This is a genomic window from Parashewanella hymeniacidonis (genome assembly GCF_016900895.1).
In the GTDB taxonomy this organism is placed as follows: domain Bacteria; phylum Pseudomonadota; class Gammaproteobacteria; order Enterobacterales; family Shewanellaceae; genus Parashewanella; species Parashewanella hymeniacidonis.
Map to the genome: position 1 here is coordinate 1 of NZ_JAFEUN010000014.1, position 16,738 is coordinate 16,738.

At 37.5% G+C, this 16,738-nt stretch carries 18 protein-coding genes; 12 read left to right on the plus strand and 6 right to left on the minus strand.

Annotated elements, in window-relative coordinates; all coding sequences use genetic code 11:
- Positions 1 to 140 precede the first annotated feature (140 nt).
- The 5 genes from JQC92_RS04660 to JQC92_RS04680 form a co-directional block, all read right to left on the minus strand.
- Positions 141 to 1,070 carry a pyridoxal-phosphate dependent enzyme gene (locus JQC92_RS04660; protein ID WP_204998602.1) on the minus strand — a complete coding sequence of 310 codons (930 nt, stop codon included), beginning with the start codon at positions 1,068 to 1,070 and terminating at the stop codon, positions 141 to 143.
- Between the two features lie 229 nt (positions 1,071 to 1,299).
- On the minus strand, positions 1,300 to 1,752 hold the full coding sequence (locus JQC92_RS04665) for a DUF4442 domain-containing protein (RefSeq protein ID WP_204998559.1): 453 nt from the start codon (positions 1,750 to 1,752) through the stop codon (positions 1,300 to 1,302).
- A gap of 25 nt (positions 1,753 to 1,777) precedes the next feature.
- Positions 1,778 to 2,194 carry a GFA family protein gene (locus JQC92_RS04670; RefSeq protein ID WP_204998560.1) on the minus strand — a complete coding sequence of 139 codons (417 nt, stop codon included), beginning with the start codon at positions 2,192 to 2,194 and terminating at the stop codon, positions 1,778 to 1,780.
- Positions 2,195 to 2,305: 111 nt separating this feature from the next.
- On the minus strand, positions 2,306 to 2,656 hold the full coding sequence (locus tag JQC92_RS04675; protein ID WP_129947510.1) for a 50S ribosome-binding protein YggL: 351 nt from the start codon (positions 2,654 to 2,656) through the stop codon (positions 2,306 to 2,308).
- A gap of 117 nt (positions 2,657 to 2,773) precedes the next feature.
- Complete coding sequence (locus JQC92_RS04680) at positions 2,774 to 5,941, minus strand: TonB-dependent receptor (RefSeq protein WP_420851293.1); 3,168 nt, start codon at positions 5,939 to 5,941, stop codon at positions 2,774 to 2,776.
- A gap of 179 nt (positions 5,942 to 6,120) precedes the next feature.
- Here JQC92_RS04680 and JQC92_RS04685 point away from each other — a divergent pair, with 179 nt between their 5' ends.
- The 3 genes from JQC92_RS04685 (at position 6,121) to JQC92_RS04695 (ending at position 9,067) form a co-directional block, all read left to right on the plus strand.
- Positions 6,121 to 6,930, plus strand: a complete 810-nt coding sequence (locus JQC92_RS04685) for a S1/P1 nuclease (RefSeq protein WP_204998562.1) — start codon at positions 6,121 to 6,123, stop codon at positions 6,928 to 6,930.
- Between the two features lie 329 nt (positions 6,931 to 7,259).
- Positions 7,260 to 7,673 (plus strand): CBS domain-containing protein, encoded by a 414-nt coding sequence (locus tag JQC92_RS04690; RefSeq protein WP_204998563.1) that lies wholly within the window; start codon positions 7,260 to 7,262, stop codon positions 7,671 to 7,673.
- A 62-nt stretch (positions 7,674 to 7,735) separates the two neighbouring features.
- Positions 7,736 to 9,067 (plus strand): anti-phage deoxyguanosine triphosphatase, encoded by a 1,332-nt coding sequence (locus JQC92_RS04695; protein WP_204998564.1) that lies wholly within the window; start codon positions 7,736 to 7,738, stop codon positions 9,065 to 9,067.
- Positions 9,068 to 9,113: 46 nt separating this feature from the next.
- On the opposite strand, the gene JQC92_RS04700 is transcribed toward JQC92_RS04695, so the two are convergent.
- Positions 9,114 to 9,800 carry a DUF3334 family protein gene (locus JQC92_RS04700; RefSeq protein ID WP_204998565.1) on the minus strand — a complete coding sequence of 229 codons (687 nt, stop codon included), beginning with the start codon at positions 9,798 to 9,800 and terminating at the stop codon, positions 9,114 to 9,116.
- 214 nt (positions 9,801 to 10,014) lie between these two features.
- On the opposite strand from JQC92_RS04700, the gene JQC92_RS04705 reads away from it, so the two are divergent.
- The 9 genes from JQC92_RS04705 (at position 10,015) to JQC92_RS04745 (ending at position 16,730) form a co-directional block, all read left to right on the plus strand.
- The gene (locus JQC92_RS04705) at positions 10,015 to 10,272 is read left to right on the plus strand and encodes an HPr family phosphocarrier protein (RefSeq protein WP_204998566.1); all 258 of its coding nucleotides are present in this window, start codon (positions 10,015 to 10,017) and stop codon (positions 10,270 to 10,272) included.
- 12 nt (positions 10,273 to 10,284) lie between these two features.
- Positions 10,285 to 11,970, plus strand: a complete 1,686-nt coding sequence (ptsP, locus tag JQC92_RS04710) for a phosphoenolpyruvate--protein phosphotransferase (protein ID WP_204998567.1) — start codon at positions 10,285 to 10,287, stop codon at positions 11,968 to 11,970.
- 36 nt (positions 11,971 to 12,006) lie between these two features.
- Positions 12,007 to 12,516, plus strand: coding sequence for a PTS glucose transporter subunit IIA (gene crr, locus JQC92_RS04715; RefSeq protein ID WP_204998568.1), 510 nt, complete (start codon positions 12,007 to 12,009; stop codon positions 12,514 to 12,516).
- 416 nt (positions 12,517 to 12,932) lie between these two features.
- Entirely contained in the window at positions 12,933 to 13,418 is a 486-nt protein-coding gene (locus JQC92_RS04720) for a hypothetical protein (RefSeq protein WP_204998569.1), read from the plus strand.
- Positions 13,405 to 13,548, plus strand: a complete 144-nt coding sequence (locus JQC92_RS04725; RefSeq protein WP_204998570.1) for a hypothetical protein — start codon at positions 13,405 to 13,407, stop codon at positions 13,546 to 13,548. Before JQC92_RS04720 ends, JQC92_RS04725 begins: the two co-directional genes overlap by 14 nt.
- 487 nt (positions 13,549 to 14,035) lie before the next feature.
- Positions 14,036 to 14,464 carry a hypothetical protein gene (locus JQC92_RS04730; protein ID WP_204998571.1) on the plus strand — a complete coding sequence of 143 codons (429 nt, stop codon included), beginning with the start codon at positions 14,036 to 14,038 and terminating at the stop codon, positions 14,462 to 14,464.
- Between the two features lie 99 nt (positions 14,465 to 14,563).
- Positions 14,564 to 14,908, plus strand: coding sequence for an arsenate reductase (locus JQC92_RS04735; RefSeq protein ID WP_204998603.1), 345 nt, complete (start codon positions 14,564 to 14,566; stop codon positions 14,906 to 14,908).
- The gene (gene dapE, locus JQC92_RS04740; RefSeq protein ID WP_204998572.1) at positions 14,905 to 16,047 is read left to right on the plus strand and encodes a succinyl-diaminopimelate desuccinylase; all 1,143 of its coding nucleotides are present in this window, start codon (positions 14,905 to 14,907) and stop codon (positions 16,045 to 16,047) included. The genes JQC92_RS04735 and dapE overlap by 4 nt, the downstream gene beginning before the upstream one ends.
- Entirely contained in the window at positions 16,029 to 16,730 is a 702-nt protein-coding gene (locus tag JQC92_RS04745; protein ID WP_204998573.1) for a M15 family metallopeptidase, read from the plus strand. The genes dapE and JQC92_RS04745 overlap by 19 nt, the downstream gene beginning before the upstream one ends.
- Positions 16,731 to 16,738 lie beyond the last annotated feature (8 nt).

Below are 16,738 nucleotides of genomic sequence, written 5' to 3' on the forward strand. Positions count from 1 at the left end.
GGTGTTTTGTTCAGAATCGCCATTTTATTTTGATAGTTGTCGTGGTTGACTTATTATCTCAAAAATAAAGCTTTTCTCCTCAGATTTTTCTTCTTAATTTGTTACCCATGTTTGATGGGTTCCAAAAATTAATTAGCTTATTACTCGAAACAGCCTGTTTCGAATGTACTGTAATGAAGGCTCTTTTTTAATTCATGACTACAAGCATTTGCGCCACTGATTTGAATCATAACTTTCTTATGTTGCAGTTGTTCTTTTACTTTGTAAGCAGCCATTAAACATGATGCTCCTGCACCTTCAACAAGATTAGATGTGTAATGATGAACCAATCCTATACTGCGCCATAAGTCATCTTCCGTTAATAAGACAAAATCAGTTAAAGCATCTTTATAGATATCAAACGTAGTTGTATATGCTGTGCCAGTAGCAAATCCACCAGCAAAAGTCTGATTTTTGTCTGAAGTGATTCGCCCACACTTCCAAGATTGGTAGGCCGCAGAGGAGGCTTCAGCTTGTACGGCGATAATCTCAATTTTGGGGTTTATTGATTTGAGAACAGTAACTGCAGCGGCAAGTTCACTTCCTCCACCAATCGGTAAAATCACTGTATCAATATCTGGTTGTTGCTCAATAGCTTCTAGAAACTCAGTTGCGACACCATTTATCAATTCTGGTTCATTGGCTGGGTGAACAAAATAAAGATGTTCCGTTTCTGCAATATCATTGACAAGAGAAGCGGCTTCATCAAAATTAGAGCCAAATTCAATCAATTCTGCTCCAGTTGCTTTTATTTTTGAAATTTTGGATTGGTTACTACCGAAAGGAACTACTATCTTAGCTTTAAGACCAAAAAGACGAGCTGCTGTGGCAACAGAAAGACCGTGATTGCCAGTTGAAAACGTTACAACACCTTCATATCCACCTTGTTTTACATGGTGCAATACATTAATCCCGCCACGGATTTTAAAACTGTTGGTTAAATTGTGATTTTCATATTTACAATGGTTAGGACACTTTTTATAACTGATTGAATTTACTGAGCTTAAAAATTTGAATCTAAAAACATGGATTCCTTAAAATTCAATGAGTTATTTTATTGTAAACGGCGAAAGTTTAAAAACTGTCCGAAGTGTTGATATTTAAACAATAACTCAAAACCAAGCTTATTGCTCAGTTCGTGATGATATTCAAGTTTAGTCGGCATTAAAAATTTCGATGTAACAAGCCTGGCTTGTATTGCAGCTTGGATTGAAGTCGTTCTTTGTTTTAGCTCTTCCATAAGCGCCCTATTTTAATGATTCAGTTACTTTTCTTTTTGATATAGATGACTTTCTCAACCTCAGCAATTTGCTCATTATTATCATCGAGAATATCCAGCCTAAATTCTGCTAAGTACTTCTCTCCATTAGCCGTGTGATGTTGTATTTCAAGCAGTCGTTCTGGAGAAACATGAATATGTGCCTTAACTCGTTTTCTAGTAGCCTTAACAAAGCGTATCGATGCTGATTGGTCCCAAATATGGTAATCATTACCGAGTAGCTTCATTAATAACAGCATATAGTGTGGGTCAATCATCGAGTAGAGGTTGCCACCAAAGTGAGTTCCAACCGCATTTTTATTGAACCAACGCAGTTTCATGGAAACTTCCATTTCAGTCCAATCTGCACAGATATAGTCAATACGTACACCTGCGCCCACATACGGTGGATAAAGATTCAGAAACAATTTTGCCGTCTTTGAAGAATAATTCATATCACGCTCCCCTGCTTTGAATGAGTTAAGCTGGCATTTCACTGTATGATGGCACGTCATCAGGCAAAACAAACCAAGCTTGCTTTTCCTTAGTCCAAACATGAGCTTGTGGCTTAAATATTGAAGTATCTTGAATACCAACAGGTTTGAGTTTCAGTTTAATCAATTCAGGTTGGCTAGGGTTAAAGTGATAGACTCTATTGCCACAACTTGGACAAAATTTTGCCGTATTATCGCTACCGCTATCTGCGACTCTATTCCAAGTTGAAAGTTGACCTTCAATTTTTAAATCAGGTTTACCAAAGAGAGCCGTTACGCTATATGGGCTTGAAGATAATTTTTGACATTCTTTGCAGTGGCAAGCAACGACTTTTTGAGGTGGCTTTAGTAATGTGATTTTGACCTGTCCACATTGGCAGGTACCGGATACAGGGAAGTCCATCTTATAAACCAACTATTGCGAATGATTATCTATTAATAAAACAATTTCTAGAGCAAAGCAATGCAGATAAAGATAAATGAAGAAAGATATACGTCCTTGTACATCAAAGAATTACAGTTCAGGATAATTTACATTGATACTCTTATAGTTACCAATAGCTTTAACAGTACTGTGCTTTTCTAAAAAGGCATTCAATGCTTGCTGTTGCTCATCTGACGGTGATTGATAACGTTCATTATGGAACACCCAAAATTCCGCTTTTTCACCAATGCCATATGTACCTGTACCATACATATCGTTGTTATCAACAAAATCCGTTAACTCTTCAACGAATTGCTCTTGAACTTCAACATCCGCATTTACCGTTAACTGGAAGTAAATACCATTAACGGTGAATTCATCAAGATAAAGCTTTTTACGCTGGCGACGATTTCGCTTCGCATTTTCTTTAATCGCTTTCATACTATTTCCTAGCAGTATTATTTAGTTCGATACTATACAAAAGTTTGATTTGATATGGAATGAAAAAAGGCCTTGAACTTAGTCAAGGCCTCTACTTTTATATGAAACTACAACTAATTAGAACTTATAGTTAACACCTAAACGAATTTCCCATAGTGATTGAGCTAAATGAGTTGATTGCGCAACATTAGCTGGAACGAACTCATTAAAAACGTATTTACCATCATCAATTGATGCCGAAATCACATTTTGAGCGGTAAAGTTACCAATTTTCTTCACGCCCCAATCATCATTAATTAAATTACCTAGGTTTTTAATCACAAGGTAAGCATTTGTTTGATGATCTTTATGGAATCCAGGTAGCTCCTGATCAACTCTAAAATCAAAGCGTGTGTACCAAGATGAATTATCAGAGTTACGATCTACGATTTTTCCGCGACTAAGACCATTATCTTCGATAAACTCATTAAATGCGGCTTGATCAAAATCGGCTCCGTAAATGACATTCGGGTCATCCACCGTTGGGATATAGAGTAGATGTCTACGACTTCTGTATTCAGTTGCTCCAACACTTAATCCGTCGAATGTATAAGATAATGGACGTCCTTTAGTACGAGAACCAAACAGCGTGAAACCTGTTTCATAACCATCAACAAACTCTGCTGAATAGCGTAAGTTCAAGGTGAATCGGTGTGGTGTTTCGTAGTTGGATGTCGCTAAACCTGGATCCTGTGCATCAATAGTTGCGAAGTTATTGAAGTTAGAATATGACACAGCACTGGTCATCGGTGATACATCTTCAGATCTATTGAAGGCGTAACCGAACGATGCGTCTAAACCAAAGTCATATTCTTTCTTAACAGCAAAAGAAATGGTTGTTGATTTACCATCTTCTTTAGCATTGGTGAGAACAAAATCACTCTTACGGAAGTTACGCTTCACAGCCCCATCTTCGTCTTGACCAACGGTTACATAATCATAAACAGCACGCCCATCAAACAGCTCAGTTCGGCTGTTATCATCCCAAGAAGCTGCGTCAATAATTGCACTGTCTTGCTTTTGAGAATACAAGAAATCACCTTGGAAAATATACTCACTTTCAGTGGTATAGGTAAAGCCTAAGTTATACTTCCACTCTGATGGTATTTCAAAATCAGCAGCAATAGCGTTTACTGACGGCTCATTACCAAAACTAGGGTTATTTCTTGCTACTTCGTCTACTTGGTCTTGTAAAGGATCATAAATTGGACGACCTTCTCCACTAAGCAAACCAGAAATAGGTGTGCCATCAGGATTTAACAGCTGAAGATCTCTACGGTACGTATCAATATTGGTAATACCATCATTTGAGTATGAATTAGAGATCCATACATTTGGATTACCACCAGAATATAGGCCTACACCACCGCGAAGCTCTAAGTTATCTTGTACGCGCCAGTTAAACCCAAAGCGAGGTTGTAATAAATCTTTACCGTCTAAAGTTTCATCATTACGGAAGCCATAACGCTCATGGAATACTTTGTTGTAACGAGGCTTATCAGAGCTGGTATACCAATCATAACGTAAACCAAATAATAAGGTTAAGTCGACATCATCAAAAGTATACTCATCCTGAATGTAAGCAGCATGAGTTGCATATTCAAAGTTTGCTGCAGCATCGTTCGGGTTATTTGTTCCCGCAGAGTTATTGTAATAGATATCGTCTGCAAGCCCAGCTTCAAAATCATCTAGGCCATTGAAGCGATATTCACCAATAGTATGTTGCATGAATAGATTGAAAACGCTCAAGTTTTCATACTCATAACCACCAGTGATTGTATGATTATCTAATGTGTAGGTACCAGTTAATTTAAGTGTTTGACTTTCCCAGTCTAAGTCATTTGATTGACGAGAATCATCAGGGCCGATATAGATGCTTGCACCATTAACACGCTCGATTTGAATTTCACCAAAACCACTAGCGGCATCAAGTGAACGTTGTCGGTTATCTAATTTAATTTGTCCTAGACGAAGCTCAGACGAAAAGTTATCACTCCAATCCGAATACAGAGATCCAACAATCGAATTGAGTTTTGCCCCAACTTCGTAAAAATGGTTCGATAACGTAACAGTATTATTACGGTTATCTGATTGTGAGATTTTAAAACCATCATTGTAATTATAAATTAATGATGCGCGATGATTTTCGTTAATATTCCAATCAAGTTTGACAAGAATTTTTTCATCATCAACTGGCATAGAACCTGGTGTACCACCAGCGTCATAACCATAAACATTCTGCGCAATTTGAATAGCACGATCAAGCTCAGCTTGGGAAACTTGGTTTCCTAAAGCGTCATACTGGAAAATTTGTGCGCCTTCCAGCTTTTCATAGTTAGCAAATAGGAACAATTGATCTTCAATGATGGGTAAACCAATATCAAAGCCATAGCGTTTCTCTGAATAATCACCTGTATCTTCAGCTTCACCATTTAACTTGTCGCCACGAAGTGAATCGCTTGAGTAATCAAAGAAGACACTTCCATGAATTTCGTTCGTTCCTGATTTTGTTACTGCATTGATATTACAACCAGTAAAACCACCAGCTTGGACATTGAAGGGGGCAATTTCTACTTGAATTTGGTCTAAAGAGCTAAATGAAAATGGCATTCTAACGGTAGGATAGCCGTTACTATTCAGGCCAAAACTATCATTCATTCTAACCCCATCTACAGTCAAACTGCTGTAACGAGGGTTACTGCCCGCACAAATAATGGCTTCTTCACCATTAGCTTCTTCAATATTAATACGTGGGTCGACACGAATAACATCTTTAATATCTCGATCAGCAGATGCAGCAGTTTCAATATCAGCAATGTTAAAGTTAGAACCTGGGCTAACATAACCGAATTCTTGAGCCGTTAAACGAGAACCTGTGACTTGCATCGTTTCAATGTTATCACTTGATAAACTGAAATTAAGATCTAGAGGCTCACCAAGCTTCAAGTAAACGTCTTTAATTAAACGGTTTTGAAACTTATTGGAATTGACCTTGATAGTATATGGGCCGCCTACGCGTAGGCCTTTTGCTGAAAATAAACCTGAACTGTTTACTTTAACGTTTTTTGTCGTTCCAGATGGTTCATGTATGAATGTTACGATAGTACCCGCCGCAGGGTTTCCTTTTGGTCCAACTACTTCACCTCGAACAGCAGAAGAAGTGTCATCAGCAAAAGCTGGAGCGCTTAAACCTAATGCAATAACGAGCGCACTGGATAGTAGTGAAAGACGATGGTTAATCATCATTGTTTCCTTTAGTTGAGGTTAAAGACGTAATAAATCTTCCATGCTTAAAATCATTCTTTATAAAACCGCCAGAATTAAACCAACATAAAGTTTCAAATTTGTGACAATTTGTCAAACAAGTAACATTTGTGTAACCATCATCCGTCAAGATAGGGATAACGTGAAAATGGATGATAAAAATGAAAAAAGTCGCTATTGCATTTGTTTGTGCCGCAACCGTTTGCTCAATAACCAATAATGCTGAAGCCTTTGGAAGAAACGGACATCGGATTGTTGCGCACATAGCGCAAATGAATTTAAGCCCACAGGCAAAGGCCCAGTTGTTAGAGCTCACAAAAGGCGTACCACTCGCCCGGTTATCAACATGGTCTGACGAAATAAAATCAGACAAAAATTGGCGGCATGCAAACCCATGGCATTACATAAATGCCGAAAAGTCTGGAGAATGGGAGAGCATTTCAAGAAATCCCAAAGGTGATATTCTTGAGGCGCTAGATCGATTTGAAAAGCAATTATCAGATAAATCCTTGTCCGATGAAAAACGCTGGCAAGCATTGGCATTTATCACTCACCTTGTCGGTGATTTACATCAACCACTCCATGTGAGTCATAAACACGACCGTGGAGGCGGTACTATCAAAGTGAGCTGGTTTGGTGATGAAAAGTACAATTTCCATCAAGTTTGGGACACGTTAATCATCGAGCATCAGCAACTCAGTTATAAAGAATATGTAGACTTCATGCCAATATCGATAAATGAAAAACAGCAATGGATTAAAGGGAACTATTCTGATTGGGCTGACGAATCTATAAAACTGAGAGACACTATTTACGATTACAAAAGCGACGAGAATAATGTTGCTCAATTAGGTTATGGATACATCTATAAACACAGAGATGAAGTTGAACTAAGAATGAAACAGGCAGGGATTAGGCTCGCTGATAAGTTGAATAAAATATTTGAAGCTAACTCAAGTTCGATTGATTGAATAAAAACGCAATCGATATAAAATGCAATTCCAAGAGTAGTCTGAAGCAATATAATTTTAGGTAAACAATTTATCGCAAAAGAATCTTAAAGTTATTGTGAAAAAGTATACTTCTACAAAAACTCTTGGCAGTATGTTTTAAAGAAATTTATGTTTTATGACAATTTGAATGTGTCTTATCTAAATTTTTTGACTCAGTTGAATGTGTAATTTTATATCGGTTTCTCTATATGGTAAAAATCGATTACTAAAATCGATTTTTACCATTGTTCAAGTTTCTCGTTTTCTACCATACTGAAATTGTGGAAAGAAAATAACGGAGAAGAATAATGAAAGAACTTATTGTCCAAGACTACATGCAACCAACCTTCCCTACGATTCATGCGGAAACAGAAATCACAGAAGCTATTTTAAAGCTTAAAGACTATAGTCTTATCAGCGCTCCGGTACTTGATAGAAATAAGAAACCGGTGGGTTATCTGTCTGAGCATGAGTTATTAAAGCCATTATTACATGCCAGCTACCATTGCGATTCAAACCTCAGAGTCTCTGATGTCATGAGGCATGACACATTGACAGTTAATGCAAATACCTCGCTATTGAACCTTGCCGAAATGATGCTTGGTGCAAAACCTAAAAACTATCCGGTAATTAATGAGCAAGGCCAAGTGATCGGTATCATCACACGTAGTCATGTTTTAACAGCCCTAATGACAGCATATAATGACTGTCAGCAAGTATGATTTGATATCCGCTCCTTTATCGCAATAAGACATTAAGGAGCCATTTCTCTTTAAGGACATTTATGACGCAGAACTATTGGGAACATCGCCGATTTACCGAAGAGAATAAACGTAGAAAAGATCATCGAACACCTTATCAAAGGGACCGTGCAAGAGTGTTGCATTCTGCAGCATTTAGAAGACTCCAAGCTAAAACACAAGTACTTGGGATTGGAATGAATGACTTTTACCGCACAAGACTTACACACTCTCTTGAGGTTTCACAGATCGGTACAGGTGTCATTTCACAATTAAAAGATAAATACCCAAATTTAGATCACTTGCTTTGCTCTGATAGTTTGATGGAAACGATATGTCTATCACATGATATCGGTCACCCTCCGTTTGGGCATGGCGGCGAAACTGCACTCAATTATATGATGCGCAATTACGGTGGATTTGAAGGAAATGGTCAAACATTTCGAATCCTCACTTGCTTAGAACCTTACACACCAGATTATGGAATGAACCTAACAAGGCGTACATTACTCGGCGTATTGAAATACCCAGCGGCATATCATACTTTATTCCAACAATATCAACTTGAAGAAGTCATTAACTACCGTCAATTAAAGCCTATTGATTGGCCTGTAGTTAAAGGGATTTATCACCACGACAGAGCGACGCTCGATTGGGTTTTATCTCCTTTATCGCATGAAGATAGAGAACGATTTCTAACACCAGCGGTGGTTGAGGGACAGCATCATAAGAGAACGCAATATAAATCTTTAGATTGTTCTGTTATGGAGTTAGCTGATGATATCGCTTACGCCGTACATGACTTAGAAGATGCCATCGTAATGGGCATTGTAAAACCTGAGCATTGGAATGAAAACGTAAAACAAACGATATCAACGCTGGACAATCAATGGATACGGTCAGAGATTCTTAATTTGTCAGAGAAACTCTTTGCAACTGAACATCACATTAGAAAAAATGCGATAGGCACTTTGGTTAATAGCTTGGTGACAAGTATTAATATCGAGATTGATGATAATTTCGATGAACCACTACTGAAATACAACGCTGTCATGCAGCCTGATTACTATCAGGTGTTAAATGCCTTAAAACAACTTGTATATAAATGGGTCATTAGACGTCCAGAAATTCAAATGCTTGAATTTAAGGGCCAACAAATAGTAATGGAATTATTTGAGGCCATTGCTTCAGATCCTGAAAGACTATTACCTTACAGCACACAAGAAAAGTGGAAAGCTTGTATAGAAAAGCATGGTTGTGGAATGCGAGTAATATCTGATTACATATCAGGAATGACGGATGATTTTGCTGGGCGTTTATATCAACAATTATTCAGTCCAAAATCTGGCGCTATTATTGAGATTGGCCCTCACTAAGCTCATTGAAAAGGCGAGATATAAACTCTCGCCTTTTTTGTAATATTTATAAACCTAATTCATCCAACAAATCATCGTGTGAAGATGTTGTCGTAGCATCAGGCTTTTTTTGATGCTGACGCGGCAAATCAATTCCATGAATTTCAATTAACTTTTCAGGGTCAATGTCCTCATCCATTTCAAACTCATCAAGCTGTATGAAGGTCGTTTTGTCCATAGCAAATTCGAGATAAAACACATGGTTTTCTTCAGTCTTGAACGAAACTCGTCTTGCTTGAGGTGCATCAAGATTCGCATCAATCGATATCGTTAGATCTCGATTAACATTAAGCATTTTTGGTTGGCTTTGTTTTATCGAAGTCTGAAGTTCCTTTGACACTTTATTAATAAAGTCACCAAGCATTTGATTCATTAACTCACCCATCACATTTCCAACTTCATCGGAAGTATGAAGAACAGCTAATTCGGACTCATCAATACCCATACTGAGCATGTACCTACGATATATATCCATCGCAGCCTCAGCAGAAAAATTGATAATGACTAACCCAGAAAATCCACCATCGAAGATAGAAAAGCACCCAAGGTCAGGTTTTAAACGGGTTTTAGTAATGCTTTGAATCATGTCAGAGTGAGTTATATGACTATTGGTAGCCGAAGAAAGCACACAAGAGACAGATTTACAGAGCTTTAGAAGAATATCATCAGACTTAATTATTTTATTACTAACCATAAAATTTACTCTTAAATAATTACGGCCTTTATATTTAAGTTACAAAGGAGTTACTTAATAGTGTGCTTAAAATTAACAAAAAGCAAAGTATAAAATCTATTTTTAGATTGGATTTTAAGCAGTTAGTTACCAAAATGATACAAATTAATAATTTTGGAATATAAACGCCTTTGATGGGATAATAATAACAACAGAATGTACCTTAGTGAGAAAAATGTACGAAAGACAAATCACCATAACGGCTGAACATGGCATTCATACTCGGCCAGCTGCATTATTGGTAAAAACAGCTAAAACCTACGATTGTGATGTTATCGTTGAATGTAATGGCAAGCAAGCCAGTGCAAAAAGTTTATTTAAACTTCAAACGCTAGGCTTATATAAAGGCGTTCAAGTGAAGGTTATTGCCACTGGAGAACGGGCTCAAGAAGCTGTCGAAAGTGTGTCTAAACTCTTGGCAACATTAAGTTAATTAGGTAATTACATGACTGTTTCAGGCGTAGTAGTTTCAACTGGAATCGCTATTGGGCAAGCTGTCCATATTATTGAACAAGACGCTTCGGTTGATTTTAGAACCATAAATCTCGCAGGTATAACAGAGCAGCAACAGAAAGTAAGTGATTCAATTTTAGAATTGACTGAATTACTTATTGGCGGTCAAAGACAGTTACCTGAAGACAGCGAAAACTATGACCTCATCGAAGCTGATATTCTGCTACTTAATGATGATGAGCTCTTCGATATACTCAACAATGAAATAAAAACACAATGTTATACAGCCTCGATGGCTGTCAGTCGTGTTTTTGAACAACATGCTATTGAAGTTGAGTCAATCCCAGACCCAAGCATTGCAAGTAGAGCTAATGATATAAGAGCATTAGCCAAAAGGCTTATCGCCACGATTAATGGCACTTTAGGTTGGGATATGAGCTTTATTTTTGAACCAAGTATTATTCTCGCCCACGATATTACGCCAGCAGAATTTGCCATGTTACCTTTCCAGCATGTCAAAGCAATTGTATTACAAACAGGTGGATTAACGAGTCATACCGCAATTCTTGCTCGCGCAGCTGGAATTCCAGCGCTGTTGAATTGCGACTACACAGGGTTAAGCATAAATAATGGCCAACAAATAGCTGTTGATGCCATTAATGGACTTCTTTATAAATCACCATCAGAGGATGACTTAAAAGGAATTAAGCTTGTTGTAGATGAAGAACGTAAACAGCAAAAGCAACTGACAGCTTATAAAGATCAAAAGGCAGTAACTCTCGATGGCCAAGCTGTCACTATTTATGCCAATGCAGGTTCATTAAGTGAAATAACTCGAATGTCAGATCTAGGTTCTGATGGTGTGGGTTTACTGCGTACAGAATTCATGTTGCTCAATTCCACAGAATACCCTTGTGAAAATACGCAATTCCAACACTATTGTGATGCGTTACACCAACTGTCAGGACTTCCGCTCACGATCAGAACACTTGATATTGGAGCAGACAAAGACGTTGCATTCTTCAGGCAAGCTGATGAAGAGAACCCTGCACTTGGGATTCGTGGCTGTCGATTTTCTTTGAAACATCATCAGTACTTCAAGCCGCAGTTAAAAGCCGCATTAAGATCTGCAAATCATGGTTCTGTTCGCTTAATGTTTCCAATGGTAAACCAAGTCGAAGAGTTAGAAGACATTCTAGTGATTATTGAGTCTTGTAAAGAAGAACTCTCTGTACAAAAAATTGCATATAAACAGCCTAAAATAGGGATTATGCTGGAAACCCCTGCGTCGATACTAAACCTTGACTCACTTTTGCCTTTGGTAGACTTTGTTAGTATTGGAACTAATGATTTAACCCAATATACCATGGCGGCAGATAGAGGCAATTTAGAACTAACCTGCACTTATCCATCATTATCACCCTCTGTTTTAAAATTGATTAAAATTGCGATTGATCAAGCGAATAAGCACAACGTCGAGGTATCATTGTGCGGAGAGTTAGCGAGTGATAAAAATGCGGTCCCTATTCTATTAGGCTTGGGATTAAAAGAGCTGAGTGTTAATATCTCTAATGTGTTGGAAATTAAGTCGCTTATTTGTAACAGCAAACTTGCTGAATTCAAATTAATTGCACAAAAAGCCATAAAAGCGAAGCGTATTTCAGAACTCAACTCTTAATACTAAATAACAATAATTATAAAAGTAGAGGTCATTATGGGATTATTTCAAAAAATCTCAGGGCTATTCAAAAAGCAAAAAACTATCGACCCTGGGATTAATATCTATGCGCCCGTTTCTGGTAAAATTGTCGACATTGAGCAAGTACCCGATGTGGTTTTTGCTGAAAAAATAGTGGGCGATGGAATCGCAATCTATCCAAATGGAGACACACTCTATGCTCCTATTGATGGTGTAATCGGGAAGATTTTTGAAACCAATCATGCATTCAGTATCGAATCTGATGATGGTTTAGAGCTCTTTGTTCATTTTGGTATCGGTACTGTTGAGCTTCAAGGGAATGGGTTTAAACGCATTGCTGAAGAAGGCGAAAAAGTCAAAGCGGGAGATGCAATCGTTTCTTTTGACTTGAATTTTATTCAAATCCAAGTTGACAGTATTTTAACTCCTGTTGTGCTCGCTAACATGGAAGATGTTAAGTCTATCAAAAAATTTGATGGGAATGTAATGGCTCAATCTGACGTTATATTCAACGTAACCTTATAAACTCCTCCCAAGCATGATGAAATAATTAATTTCATCATGCTATTTTCTCTCATCTCTGTTTCCATAAAAGCAAAATAGAAATGTCTGATACAATCTTATTTGGTATTAAAAACTGCGAGCACTTAGTGAAAGATCTGCCGCAAATAAATTGCTTTAAGTTTGAGCAATTTGGATCACTCTATAGATTTGTATTAACATAGGGAAATATTTGATTTCCTTTAAACTTTAAATTTGCGAATACACCACCTTGAATATTTTTTGCCGAGTTACGAACCACTACTCTTCAAGTGAACATAAAGAACCAAGTACCGACGCTAATGATAATGAAGAGCAAAACAAGTCTCTTCAAGATGCTTATTCTGTAGAGTTTCACAGTCAAGCTTATGCATCTTTTTACAACACCAAGATGGAGCATCTTGACTCTTTCAGTTGCAGGGCTGGGTGTCTTACTGACCTTTCTAAACCTCAAAACAGATTTAACATTAATTGAAAACATCAGTTTCTTGTTTGCATCGTCGTCGTATCTAATCTGCATCTATAGCATTATCACAATATTTGGCAAAAATGCTGAATTACTTGTCAAATTGATTAGTGATCAAGATTGCACCCAAGATGAAGCCACTTTGAGAAAATATGACAAAACCGCAAAAAACTCTTTTTATCTAGCAATTTTATTTAGCTTTATATTGAGTATATCTGCATCAAACCTTATGATTTCATTTAAAAATCAAATCAAGGAGATTGTTATGTCAGAAGAGCAGAAAACCAAACCATCTACCAAAGGCCACGCACAAGATAGTTTTAGTGGTATTACTGAAGTCAAAAAGAGTATTGAAGGAATTTCAAAGCTCAAGCCTACTGGAAATTCAAATAGTTCAGGAAAAAGCAATGACAAAAAGTGAATCTTCAACTCAAAAAATGGTTGTCAAAAATGATACTAAGTTGATGAAGAACAGTGTAGAAGGGATCTCTAAAATGAAACCAGCTACATCCAGTCAACAACAGAGTCAATCTCAAAAGAAAGATGACTGATCATTTTGAAGCCTGAAAATTTCAGGCTTTCGGTACTTCTATCAATACTTCATTAGAAATGTATATTTGCAACTAATGCGATAACTATAACTTATTGATTAGAAATTGGAATAACATGAAAAACATTACTATTTATGGGATCTCGTCTTGTGAGCACTTTTTGAAAGATATACCGTAAAGACTTTCCTGATTACCGACAAAGTTCAGCTAACTTTGTTGTCGCTCCTGCGAAGGCAGGAAATGAAATAACGACAGATGTGTATGTCGGTAGTCCAGCGGCTTTAGTTTTTATTAATGAGGCACTGGATACCTGCCTTTGCTGGTATGATGGCAACAAAAACTTAATATTTCAATTAGATACCATGTGTAACTAAGGTTTGATTGAGATTTAAGGGTAATCAGGAAGACTTTCAATGCACAATAACTTGCAATAGAGTCTACTTGTTTGCAAAAATCAAACTTAAAATTTATCCCCTTTTGAAAATATATGAGCCAAGAAGAACTAACTGAAGATCAATTAGACGAACTTATTGCCGAAAATAATGTATTACTCGTTGAATTCGAAAAGTGGCTTATAGAGTCAGGCTTAAAGCAAACCACCATAGATACTCATACATCGAATGTTGAGTTTTTCATTAATGATTACTTAACTTACTACGAAAATATTCGCCCAGAAGATGGCATAGCCGATGTACCATTTTTTATGAGTTGGTTTATCCGTAAAGCATCTTGGTCTTCTAGAGGTACTTTAAAAAGTAATGGCACCTCATTCAAAAAATTCTACACATTTCTATTGGAAAAAGGTCTAGTTGAAATCACTGAACTTATAAAGTTAACACAAACTATAAAACTGGGAATGCCGCAATGGATAGAAGAGCTAGAACAATTTGAAAAATCATACATCGATTACTATTAGTTTTACGGTACTTCTATAAACACTCTATAAAAACCAATAAAACCCTAACAACAGCATAAAATTATCTTACTGATTTATAATAGGAATGACATGAAAAACATTACCCTTTGGGGGATTAAGCCTTGTGATACCGTTCGGAAAGCCAAAAAGTGGCTAGAACAAAACGAAATTAATTTTGAATTCTCTGATTTCCGTGACAAGCCATTAGAAAAAGATCAATTAGAGTTTTGGGTAACTAAACAGCAATGGGAAACCATTTTCAATAAACGCAGTACCAGCTTTAGAAATTTATCAGATGCTGAAAAAACAGATATTAATGAAACAAAAGCAATGAACTTAATGCTGGAACACCCGACTTTAATCAAACGCCCTATCCTTGTATTAAATGACAAAGTGTATGTTGGTTTTAAGATTGAACAATACCAAGAGATATTTAATTCATGACTCATGAAGTGATTAATTTAACCAAAGAACTTATCTCAAGGCCGTCGGTAACGCCGCTTGATGAGGGTTGTCAGCAACTGATGGCAAGTCGACTCGAAAATCTTGGCTTCACCATCGAATCTATGGTGTTTGAAGACACAACCAACATGTGGGCTCGTCGTGGCACAGAAGGACCAGTATTTTGTTTTGCTGGCCATACAGATGTTGTTCCAACAGGTGATGTGTCAAATTGGGATACACCGCCATTTGAACCAACAATGATTGGTGACATGCTTTATGGGAGAGGAGCTGCTGACATGAAAGGCTCTTTAGCAGCAATGATTGTTGCAATAGAAACCTTCATTGAAAAGCATCCAGACCATCAAGGGTCCATTGCGTTCTTAATCACCAGTGACGAGGAAGGCCCGTTCATTAACGGGACGACACGCGTTATCGATACACTGGAAGCTCGTAATGAAAAGATCACATGGGCTCTTGTCGGTGAGCCGTCATCAACGACGAAATTGGGTGACGTAGTTAAAAATGGGCGTCGTGGCAGCTTAACTGGCAATCTTACAGTCAAAGGCATTCAAGGGCATGTTGCTTATCCTCACCTGGCAGTAAACCCTATTCATAAAGCTACGCCAGCACTCACTGAACTTTCACAAGCTCAGTGGGATAATGGCAACGATTTTTTTCCACCAACCAGCTTTCAAATTGCCAATATTAATGGTGGAACTGGTGCATCTAATGTTGTTCCAGGAAGCGTAGACATTATGTTTAACTTCCGTTATTCAACGGAAGTCACTGCAGAACAGTTGATTGAACGAGTTATCGATATTTTAGATTCACACAAACTAGAATATGACATCAATTGGATATTTAATGGCCTACCGTTTTTGACTGATCACGGTGATCTAGTGGAAGCGACAAAAAAAGCGATAGTTAATGTTACTGGTTACGAAACCCAACTGTTAACGTCTGGTGGAACTTCAGATGGTCGATTTATCGCACCCACTGGAGCACAGGTTATTGAGCTTGGTCCGGTAAACGCCACGATTCATAAAGTGAACGAATGTGTAAACGTGGATGATCTCGTAATACTTACTCATTGCTATGAAAAAATATTGGAAAATTTACTATGTGCTCACAAACAATAAGCAATCAGTATCTTTACGGACTCGACTCCAGCCAATTAATTGAAGTAGACGCTTTTAAGTTTGAATATGATACAGCTAATGCATTTAGTGCATTAGTAAGTAGCGCAAAACAAGACGGTATAGCCATTGCCGTCTGTTCTAGTTATCGAAGTTTTGAAGCACAAGCGGCAATTTGGAATAACAAAGCAACCGGTAAACGCAAAGTACTTAATAAGGCCTCAGCCCCCATTGATATATCAACCTTATCTGCTGCAGAACTTGTTCGTTCTATCTTAACTTGGTCTGCTTTACCTGGTACATCTCGTCATCATTGGGGAACCGATATTGACGTATTTGATCCACGCTTTATAGCCAAAAAAGATATTCAACTTATCCCGCAAGAGTACCAAACAGGTGGACCGTGTGAAGCGTTATCACTCTGGTTAGATAAAAACGCGAATCAATATGGTTTTTATCGTCCGTATCAGCAAGGTAAAAGTGGCGTTAGTCCCGAGCCTTGGCATATAAGTTATGCCCCTAAATCCTTACAATATATGGCGTTGTTCGACAAACAAGAATTACGTAGAATCATTACTGAACAACAAATAGAACTTTTTAATGAAGTTGATCTCCAACTTGAAGATATTGTGACGGAGTATTTTTATAGAGTTGCCTCCGCAGACCACATCTCTTCGAGAAGTTGATATAATTT

Bases quoted from the DNA above. Each gene is read 5' to 3' on its own strand.
- JQC92_RS04730 (WP_204998571.1), top strand. From the start codon at position 14,036: ATGAGCCAAGAAGAACTAACTGAAGATCAATTAGACGAACTTATTGCC.
- JQC92_RS04745 (WP_204998573.1), top strand. From the start codon at position 16,029: ATGTGCTCACAAACAATAAGCAATCAGTATCTTTACGGACTCGACTCC.
- JQC92_RS04695 (WP_204998564.1), top strand. From the start codon at position 7,736: ATGACGCAGAACTATTGGGAACATCGCCGATTTACCGAAGAGAATAAA.
- JQC92_RS04680 (WP_420851293.1), bottom strand. From the start codon at position 5,941: ATGATGATTAACCATCGTCTTTCACTACTATCCAGTGCGCTCGTTATT.
- JQC92_RS04690 (WP_204998563.1), top strand. From the start codon at position 7,260: ATGAAAGAACTTATTGTCCAAGACTACATGCAACCAACCTTCCCTACG.
- JQC92_RS04665 (WP_204998559.1), bottom strand. From the start codon at position 1,752: ATGAATTATTCTTCAAAGACGGCAAAATTGTTTCTGAATCTTTATCCA.
- ptsP (WP_204998567.1), top strand. From the start codon at position 10,285: ATGACTGTTTCAGGCGTAGTAGTTTCAACTGGAATCGCTATTGGGCAA.
- dapE (WP_204998572.1), top strand. From the start codon at position 14,905: ATGACTCATGAAGTGATTAATTTAACCAAAGAACTTATCTCAAGGCCG.
- JQC92_RS04700 (WP_204998565.1), bottom strand. From the start codon at position 9,800: ATGGTTAGTAATAAAATAATTAAGTCTGATGATATTCTTCTAAAGCTC.
- JQC92_RS04705 (WP_204998566.1), top strand. From the start codon at position 10,015: ATGTACGAAAGACAAATCACCATAACGGCTGAACATGGCATTCATACT.
- JQC92_RS04670 (WP_204998560.1), bottom strand. From the start codon at position 2,194: ATGGACTTCCCTGTATCCGGTACCTGCCAATGTGGACAGGTCAAAATC.
- JQC92_RS04675 (WP_129947510.1), bottom strand. From the start codon at position 2,656: ATGAAAGCGATTAAAGAAAATGCGAAGCGAAATCGTCGCCAGCGTAAA.
- JQC92_RS04685 (WP_204998562.1), top strand. From the start codon at position 6,121: ATGAAAAAAGTCGCTATTGCATTTGTTTGTGCCGCAACCGTTTGCTCA.
- crr (WP_204998568.1), top strand. From the start codon at position 12,007: ATGGGATTATTTCAAAAAATCTCAGGGCTATTCAAAAAGCAAAAAACT.
- JQC92_RS04725 (WP_204998570.1), top strand. From the start codon at position 13,405: ATGACAAAAAGTGAATCTTCAACTCAAAAAATGGTTGTCAAAAATGAT.